This is a genomic window from Pontimicrobium sp. MEBiC01747 (assembly GCF_053601635.1).
In genome coordinates, this window is record NZ_JBSHNS010000362.1 from 1 (window position 1) to 2,091 (window position 2,091).

The following is a 2,091-nucleotide window of genomic DNA, read 5'->3' on the forward strand; positions in this document are numbered from 1 at the left end:
CCTCTACCTTGAGTAAATGGTACATCAACTGAGTATCCTGCTCTTACGGCAGCCGTTTCAACTGCTGCATTCCCTCCTAAAACAATCAAATCTGCCATGGAAATTGTACCACTAAATTCTTTCTGAATTTCTTCCAGAACATTTAATACTTTATTTAATTCTGCTGGATTATTAACTGCCCAACTTCTTTGTGGTTCTAATCGTAAACGTCCTCCATTAGCACCTCCTCGCTTGTCTGATCCTCTAAAAGTAGATGCAGATGCCCAAGCCGTCTTTACCAATTGAGATACAGTTAGTCCTGACGCTATAATTTTTACTTTTAAAGAGTCTATATCTTCATCACTTAAAGTATAATCTACTGTTGGAATTGGGTCCTGCCAAAGCAACTCTTCTTTTGGTACCTCAGGTCCTAAATAACGAGATACAGGCCCCATGTCTCTATGTGTTAACTTATACCATGCTCTTGCAAAAGCGTCTTCGAATGCTTTATGATCTTTATGAAAACGTTTAGAGATTTCTAAATAAGTAGGATCCATTTTTAAAGCCATATCGGCAGTAGTCATCATTAATGCTTGTTTTCCATTAGCATCTCCTGCTTTAGGTGCCATTTTTGCATTAGAAGCCGCAGTTGGTGTCCATTGGTGTGCTCCAGCTGGACTTTTAGTTAATTCCCAATCGTAATTTAGTAATACATCAAAGTAATCATGATCCCATTGTGTTGGGTTAGGCGTCCAAGCACCTTCTATTCCACTAGTAATTGCATCATCTAATACACCAGAACCAAAAGTATTTTTCCAACCTGTACTCATTTCTTCTATAGAAGCGCCATGAGGTTCTGCTCCAACATATTGATCTGGATCTGCTGCACCATGCGCTTTACCAAATGTATGTCCTCCAGCAACTAATGCCACAGTTTCTTCATCATCCATTGCCATACGACCAAATGTTATTTTTATATCGTGTGCAGATTTTAATGGATCTGGCTCTCCGTTTGGCCCTTCAGGATTTACATAAATTAATCCCATGTGTACAGCTCCTAAATGCCCTTCTAAATCACTATCACTAGTATCGTAACGCTCATCGTTTCCTAACCATTGGTTTTCAGATCCCCAATAAATATCTTGTTCTGGCTCCCAAACATCTTCTCTTCCTCCAGCAAAACCAAACGTTTTAAAGCCCATTGACTCTAACGCACAGTTACCAGCAAGAATCATTAAATCCGCCCAAGACAGTTTTTTACCATATTTCTTTTTAATTGGCCATAATAATAAACGTGCCTTATCTAAGTTACCATTATCTGGCCAACTATTAAGGGGTGCAAAACGCTGTGTTCCAGAACCAGAACCACCTCTTCCATCTCCTACTCTATAAGTTCCTGCACTATGCCATGCCATTCTAATCATAAAAGGTCCATAATGGCCATAATCTGCTGGCCACCAATCTTGAGAATCTGTCATTAAATCAATAACTTCTTTTTTTAGTGTTGCAAAATCAACACTATTAAAAGCTTCAGCATAATTAAAATCTTCTCCTAATGGATTAGATTTAGCTCCATTTTGTCTTAAAATATTTAATTTTAATTCATTTGGCCACCAATCTCTATTAGATGTTCCGCCACCAGCAGCTTTAGTTTGTTCTCCACTCAGAAAAGGACATTTGCTAATATCCCCATTTTGATTATTCATAGTATTTATATTTTAGTTGTTATTCATTTAATCTTGTTATAAAATTAGTTAATTAAAGCGCTCGGTCAACATTCAAAAAATTGATAGTTTTTATTTAATAATAGTTTTTAATTATACTTTAAACAAAAATCAATAACTATAATTTATTTAAAATAAAATCAACAGAAATAATATAGGGTAACATATAATTAATGTTTATTTTTAGTCTTCTAATTAAAAAACAATAGAAATGGCATCAATTACATTAGGCGGAAATCCTGCAGAAACATCAGGTAGCCTTCCCCAAATAGGAACAAAAGCTCCAGACTTTAAATTAACAGTAAGCGACTTATCTACTCAAGTTCTATCAGATTTTGAAGGACATAAAGTTGTTTTAAACATATTTCCAAGTGTAGATACTGGTGTG

Annotated in this window: 2 protein-coding genes; one reads left to right on the forward strand and one right to left on the reverse strand. The window is 35.7% G+C overall.

The features are described 5' to 3' along the window. Positions 1 to 1,685 (reverse strand): catalase/peroxidase HPI (katG, locus tag ACVC2P_RS11860; protein WP_452598684.1); only part of this gene is annotated, 1,685 nt, incomplete at its 3' end. Positions 1,686 to 1,914: 229 nt separating this feature from the next. Between katG and ACVC2P_RS11865 the strand changes: the two genes are divergently transcribed. Further along, on the forward strand, positions 1,915 to 2,091 hold a 177-nt coding region (locus ACVC2P_RS11865; RefSeq protein WP_452598685.1), incomplete at its 3' end, for a redoxin family protein.